This window comes from Helicobacter bilis ATCC 51630, from assembly GCF_000686565.1.
Lineage (GTDB): Bacteria > Campylobacterota > Campylobacteria > Campylobacterales > Helicobacteraceae > Helicobacter_A > Helicobacter_A bilis.
This window is the reverse complement of sequence record NZ_JMKW01000076.1, coordinates 1-6220: the sequence shown is the minus strand read 5'-3', so window position 1 is coordinate 6220 and position 6220 is coordinate 1. Positions and strand designations below refer to the sequence as shown.

Sequence of the window (6220 nt, the reverse complement as noted above, 5' to 3'; positions counted from 1 at the left end):
TAAAAGATAATCAATCCGATACTTCCAAGAAAGACGAGAAACTTTGAAATTTTCTCTTTAGATTTAAAAATGATTCTATAAATAAACTTTAATATAAGATATGAAAGAATAGTAGAAATTGACATTAAAAGAAAGATATAAATCATTAGACTACCTTTTTAGATTCTGTGCTTATTATAGCTAGAATGTAGTTTATATAGCCATATTTATTTGTATGTTTTATTGCTTTAGATTCTGTATCCTTTTGTTTTTTTCACTCAATAGTGTAGCAGAAAAACCAGATTCTGTGTTAGGCTGATGTATAAGCAAATCATAGCGTTCAAAGAATCTTTGTGTTTGAATCTCCCCAAACTCTCCATTGAGCTTATCAAAGTTAAAAACTTCCTTAGCACTATTTTTCATCTCTGTAAAAATATCATCGCCTTGTTGCAGATTTATTAATACTCCTTGTCCTTGATATTTTTTATTTACTATATGTTCTAAAGTAACCTCTATTTCTTTATATCCTCTAGGATATTTCTCATCTTTAATTTTATTGCCATTAGAATCTAATTCATAAATCTTTCTAGGGATACCATTAGAATCTTTAAATAAATCAAAATAAAAATAACTTGCTTGTGCAAGTTCCGCATAGTCTTTTAGGTTATTGATTGCTTGTTTCATTTTGATTGTCTTTTGTTTTTATAAATTATTATAAATGTTATTACATGCATAATAATGCCTGCATAAAATAGAATAATCTGATCTGCTCTTACAATAGTAGATAGCAATAGATAACAACAAATAATAATAATAAATAATAATAAATAGCAACAAATAACGATAAATATATTTTTTGCTGTTTTTGTTTTCTCATAAACTAAATAATAAAAATAAGGTAAGAAAGGAAAAAGACATAATAAAAAAAATGAATACAATACTCCCTCAAAGGTTGCATTATGTCCCATAGCACCACCAATGATACAAACTAAGCCACAAAATATAATCCAACAAATATAAAGCATTTTAAATATTTTCACAATCTATAATCCTTTCTATTCTTATTATCACAGATGCTTAAAGTAAGCATTTGGGCTAATGCTCCACCTAAAGAGTGTCCTGCTATATTTAAGCTTTTAGATTCTGTCATGGCAGGATATTTTGCTTTGCATTGATTGTAGAATCTTAACATATCATTATATTGTCCTTGTGGAATGTATCCTAGAGCCATTCTTGCATCTGTTTTTAAATCTCCTGTATCACTTGGCTCTGTGCCACGAATGGCTAAAGTGTATTCCTTAGTTTCCTTATTTTGAAACAAAGTAGCAGAAAATCCAGATTCTGTATTGGGGTAATGTTTTAATAAGTCATATCTTTCAAAGAATTGTTTGGCTTGGAGTGGGGAGAAGTCGCCTTTGAGATTCTCTGTGTTAAAAAATGTGCTGTCCTGTGTTTCATAGTTTTTGTAGGTAATGTCTAGTATGTCGTGGAGAGTTATGGGTTTATTAGCTTTATCTCCGTATTCATCCTCATCATTTTTAATTTTCTTGCCTATTAGATGAAAATATCCATAGGAAGCCATTGCAAGTTCTGCATTATCTCTTAGTTTTTGTATTTGTTGCTTGTTATTCATAATTTCTCCTTACTTGCGGTGTATAATTTTTCTTTTGCTACATCAACGCAAGCTAAAGTTTTTTCTATCCACATATCATCGTGTCTTGTTAAATTTGCTATTTCAAAATAATAGCGTCTAGTGTGCCAAGAACCACCTATTGACATTTGATTAATATTGTATTGGTTAATTTCTGATTTATTACTTAAGAAAGCCGCTATTATACTTGTGCGAGAATTTAATTGTTTCCCTTTATTTGTAGTTGCATATTCATAGATGCCCTGTCTGTAAAATCCGTGTTCCTTTGTAACTTTCCACTTCCTTTTATCGTTATTATGATTCAACTCCTCCCAATCTAGTGTATCTAAACTTGTATCAAAATACCCTAGAATCTTATTAAATTTCTCTTCATTATTTGGTAACTCATTTAATTTACACATTTTCTTAAACTCCCAATAACTAGGTTCTACATAAAAAGAATATGGTGTATAGTAAAATACAATTAAGCCCACTGCTCCAATAAAGACTAAAAACTTTGAAACCTTTTTCTTTGATTTGAATATGATTGTATATATACTTTTAAGTATCAGATAAGAGAGAATGGTAGAAAATGTGGTAAGAAGCAATATGTGTATCATTGGATTATTGCCTTAGATTCTTTATCTTTTAATACAATAAATGATTGATTAGTATCATTTGTTATTAAGTCATAATATCCATAAGAAGCCATTGCTAATTCTGCATTGTCTTTGAGTTTGCCGATTATTTCCTTATTTTCCATAAATTTCTCCTTTTTGCACCTTGCTATACCAATCTTTGTCCCATTTGTTGTAAAAATCAGTGCAATTTATATAAAATTCATTCCATTTAAGTCCATACAAAAGAGCGTGAACAGTGGGATAATACTACCAGAATGCCAAGTGGCAATATTATTATAACCATTTTGCTTTTTGTAGTTGTCTATATTATTCTCATTGCCTATGCCTTTCTCATAAAACTCGTATTTCATTTTACACATATTTCTAAATTGCCAATAACTAGGCTCTAAATAAAAAGAAAGTGGCGTGTAATAAAATATCCCTAAGCCCATAAGAATCAAAAATATTTTTTTCATTCTACTTTCCCAATTAACTTTATTATAACTTGAAAGAGACAAGCGTGGAAACCCCTTTGCTGTTTATTATTCTTTTGTAGATGAGAACCATCATAATATGGTGTAACATCAGTATTAAAAGTTTCGTTATAAATATTTTCTATTGCATTTCTGCGTTCATAATCTTTGTATATCCATTCTTTAAAATTAAACTTTAATTGTTCAACTTTTGTGTTTGCAAGAGTGCTTTCTTTTGCATTAAATTCTCTTACCTCTTTATCATCTTTCATGTATGTATCATAGATTTTAATAGGCTTTCGCTGCAAAGCATGTTCTATAAGCTTTGCAACACTTATACGATTAGTTGCATAATTTGTTCGTGCTTTATTGGAAATTACATCATTAATTTTAAAAGTCCATTCACCTGTTTTGTCATTATGATGTAACACAATTGTTTCTCTTGGGGATTCTAGAATCTGTGTAAAAAAATCATAATAGTAGGACATAGGAATCCACGCTGCACCAAATTCAGCATTAATCTGTGTTGCTTTTAAATCCTTAGGCAATATTTGTTCTAAACTTTCTAAATTAGATTTCAAGTGCATTCTTAAATCGTTTGACATGGAACTTTGCATATCCTCTAAAATTGCCTTTACTTCTTTATATTTTTTCTTAACATTACCTGACAAATAATGATTGGCAAGTATATATTCAGATGGATTATTATGATTAATAAAAATAAGTTTCTCATGGAGTAATGAATTTTTTATAGAATCTTTTGAGTATTGAGTAATTTTATTTGAAGAATTATTTATATCATTTACACTCTTTTGCAAAAGTTTTTGCATATAGTCCAAATCTATATTACCAAATTCATTTAAACTTGCAATTAATGCTTCCTTAGGAGTATGAGCAACAACCTTTGTGTATGGGGCTATTGTTCTTTTATAAAAAATATCGGATTTTTCTGCACTAGGATTCATAGGTGCTACACCATGTTTTATAGCCACACTCTTTGAAATGCCTTTATTATAATTCTTTTCCAAAGCTAAAATCTTATTGCTATGCCTATCATGCCTAAAGGCTTTCTTATTCACATCTCTATTAAGATAGCCTTCTGTTTTTACAAAATCATCATAAAGTCTATTTAGTTTTTGTCTTAACGGATCTAAAACTTGATCCTCTTGGCTATTCTTTTCTAAAGTTATTAAAGAATTTAAAGTATCTCTGATGGCAATCATCTTTACAATGCGTGTTTTATCTTTTTGATTAGGAATAAGCGGAATAACTACTTGAATGTTATCTTGTGTTTCTAATTTGGTTTTTTGATAAATTTCATCCTCCAAAACAAAATAATTACCACTTTCTATAGTTGCCAAATAATCTTTTATGTGTTGGTATTGTAAAGAATCTTTTGGGATTATTTTCATGTCTTGCTTATAAGTAGTTTCTCTAATATCGATAGACATCTTTAAGCAAATATTTTATGAAAGCATCAAGTTGTAATGTTAGGACTTTATCTTTATTTGGAGTATATATAATCTTGTAATCCTTATATTCAGTTGTAACAAGTTCTAAATCTCCTGCAATATGTTGTGGGTTTAAAAAATATTCCTTAATGTTATACTCTTTACCTTCTCTTTGAATATAGCTTTTACTCTCAATCCAATCTTTGTTAATTGTCGCATTAAAACCTTTTTTAAAGAACACTATATCAGTTGTTACACCTGTATTTGCTCTACCCTTAAAAGTATTGTTTGGCAATCTTATTGCACCCAAAAAACTTGCTTCCTTTGCGATTAATTCTCTTACATGGTTTTGCGTTTTATCTAGGAATCTATCAGAAACTACAGATGCAATAATTCCATCTTGCTTTGTATTTTGGATAGACTTAGCAACAAAATAATCACAAACTAATAATCCATTTAAATTAACACTCAATTCATCTGCGATCTTCTTTTCACCATAAGGTGGATTACCAATAAAAGCATCATAATCTCTATTAAATCCATGATTCTGAAAGCCACCTAAAAATATTTCTTGATTAGGGTAGAGTTTCTTTGCTATTCTATAATTTGCGTATTTCTGGATTGTGAATCCCTAAATCTGCCATCATTCCCCTCAATAATACATCCACCGAATGAGTATCTTCATTCCATAATTGTCGTAGAGATCCGCCCTCCAAGTGTTCTCGCACCTCATTGTGAGTATTGCTATGTAATCTTGTTGTGGCAATAGTCTCTCCAATCTCTCCATGTCCTTGTCGTCTGGATAGGTATAATTCTCTTGTGCTGGTATCGGATAGCCCTCTTCCTTTCTCTTCTCTTCCAGCAATCTCTGTTTCATTGTGTTTTCCCTCTCTTCCCATTTCTCCTTGTTCATAAAAGAATAAAGATTGTCCTCCATACGCATCCGCATGTCTATTTGTTCGAGTGTTTTTAACTCGCATGAGTCCATCATTTCCATCATAAACAACACTTTTTCTTTGTTTGTTTGCCACTTTGTCTTTTTCCAATATTCTACTGGAAGTGTGAATATATTGCGGTGTTACTTGTTGCCTCATTTCCTCGAGTGTTATTTCCTTGTTCATTAACTTCTCCTTGATCTAAAGTTTTAAAATTATGCTTTATGTCTTGCTCGATGAAATCAAATAAACTTCTACCTTGATATAAATCTTTTTTTGGTCTTGCCATCGTCTTTCCTTATGTTTAATGACAAGAATTTAGCTAAAAACCATAAAATAAAAAGGTAAGAATTTTAATATTTGATACAATGCAATACTTAAATTTATTAGGTATTAAAAATTTTAAATCGCATATATTGCGATACATTCATTTTTAACTTTTGTGCTTCAAGGCGTATTTCATTTAATTCATCTTCTGTAAAATTTATTGTAAAAGGTTTGTTCTTTTTTGCCTTTTTTAAAACGATATTCGTGCTTGTTTCACCACGAGCACTATTAATAAAACTTTCCTCAGTATTGCCTTGTTCGCTTAGTTTTTTAAATCCCATATAATTCTCCTTATTCATAGATGATAAATAATTACTCTTTGGAGTCATTCTTTATCATTTTATACAACATTATGCTATATTAACATAATACATATATTATAAATATAATCTAAATATATTAAACATTAAATAACTAAGTAATATTAATGTAATTTACATACATATTACATAAAATGTTTTTTTGCGTTTGTAAGTAATTCTTGATAGAATACCTCAAAATCTATTAAAGCTTTATCAGAATTATCACAATACTCTTTTATGCTCTTGCCCTCAATAACTGCCTTACGATAAGCCTGTCTTTCATAGATAACAGAATCTAAGACTTTTACATCTTCTAAGCACATTTCTTGTTTTGTAACATGAATATAATCTTTAAGATTTGTCAGTTCTTTTGTAAGAAATGGGTTAGGTGAAACACGATTAACCAAAATAAGCGAGAGTAGCTTAGGGTTTAAATCCTTTACTTCAGCATAAAGTTCTAACATATGATCTAACACATTGACATCATATTGTGATGGAATTGT

The 6220-nt window shown here is 29.6% G+C and carries 11 protein-coding genes and 1 pseudogene; all 12 read right to left on the bottom strand.

Annotated elements, in window-relative coordinates; genetic code table 11:
* Positions 1-219: 219 nt before the first annotated feature.
* Entirely contained in the window at positions 220-663 is a 444-nt protein-coding gene (locus tag T368_RS0110570) for a hypothetical protein (RefSeq protein WP_027338481.1), read from the bottom strand.
* Positions 660-1019 carry a hypothetical protein gene (locus T368_RS16210; RefSeq protein WP_004084726.1) on the bottom strand — a complete coding sequence of 120 codons (360 nt, stop codon included), beginning with the start codon at positions 1017-1019 and terminating at the stop codon, positions 660-662. Before T368_RS16210 ends, T368_RS0110570 begins: the two co-directional genes overlap by 4 nt.
* Positions 1016-1612, bottom strand: a complete 597-nt coding sequence (locus T368_RS0110560) for a Tle-like phospholipase domain-containing protein (protein WP_004084728.1) — start codon at positions 1610-1612, stop codon at positions 1016-1018. Before T368_RS0110560 ends, T368_RS16210 begins: the two co-directional genes overlap by 4 nt.
* Entirely contained in the window at positions 1609-2229 is a 621-nt protein-coding gene (locus T368_RS0110555; protein WP_004084730.1) for a hypothetical protein, read from the bottom strand. Before T368_RS0110555 ends, T368_RS0110560 begins: the two co-directional genes overlap by 4 nt.
* Positions 2226-2372: a hypothetical protein gene (locus T368_RS15710; protein ID WP_004084732.1), complete on the bottom strand. Its 147-nt coding sequence runs from the start codon at positions 2370-2372 to the stop codon at positions 2226-2228. Before T368_RS15710 ends, T368_RS0110555 begins: the two co-directional genes overlap by 4 nt.
* Positions 2373-2438: 66 nt before the next feature.
* Positions 2439-2705 (bottom strand): hypothetical protein, encoded by a 267-nt coding sequence (locus T368_RS14015; protein WP_004084733.1) that lies wholly within the window; start codon positions 2703-2705, stop codon positions 2439-2441.
* Entirely contained in the window at positions 2702-4114 is a 1413-nt protein-coding gene (locus T368_RS14010; protein WP_051053842.1) for a hypothetical protein, read from the bottom strand. Before T368_RS14010 ends, T368_RS14015 begins: the two co-directional genes overlap by 4 nt.
* A 22-nt stretch (positions 4115-4136) precedes the next feature.
* Positions 4137-4721: an Eco57I restriction-modification methylase domain-containing protein gene (locus tag T368_RS14685; RefSeq protein ID WP_372446172.1), complete on the bottom strand. Its 585-nt coding sequence runs from the start codon at positions 4719-4721 to the stop codon at positions 4137-4139.
* Between the two features lie 31 nt (positions 4722-4752).
* A complete protein-coding gene (locus T368_RS0110535; protein ID WP_138160975.1) occupies positions 4753-5247 on the bottom strand; it encodes a hypothetical protein in 495 nt (164 codons plus the stop codon).
* Positions 5204-5377, bottom strand: a complete 174-nt coding sequence (locus T368_RS15705; RefSeq protein WP_155116623.1) for a hypothetical protein — start codon at positions 5375-5377, stop codon at positions 5204-5206. The genes T368_RS0110535 and T368_RS15705 overlap by 44 nt, the downstream gene beginning before the upstream one ends.
* A gap of 97 nt (positions 5378-5474) precedes the next feature.
* Positions 5475-5696, bottom strand: a complete 222-nt coding sequence (locus T368_RS0110530) for a plasmid mobilization protein (RefSeq protein WP_004084737.1) — start codon at positions 5694-5696, stop codon at positions 5475-5477.
* A 164-nt stretch (positions 5697-5860) separates the two neighbouring features.
* Positions 5861-6220: pseudogene (locus T368_RS0110525) on the bottom strand (chromosome partitioning protein ParA); the annotation flags it as partial.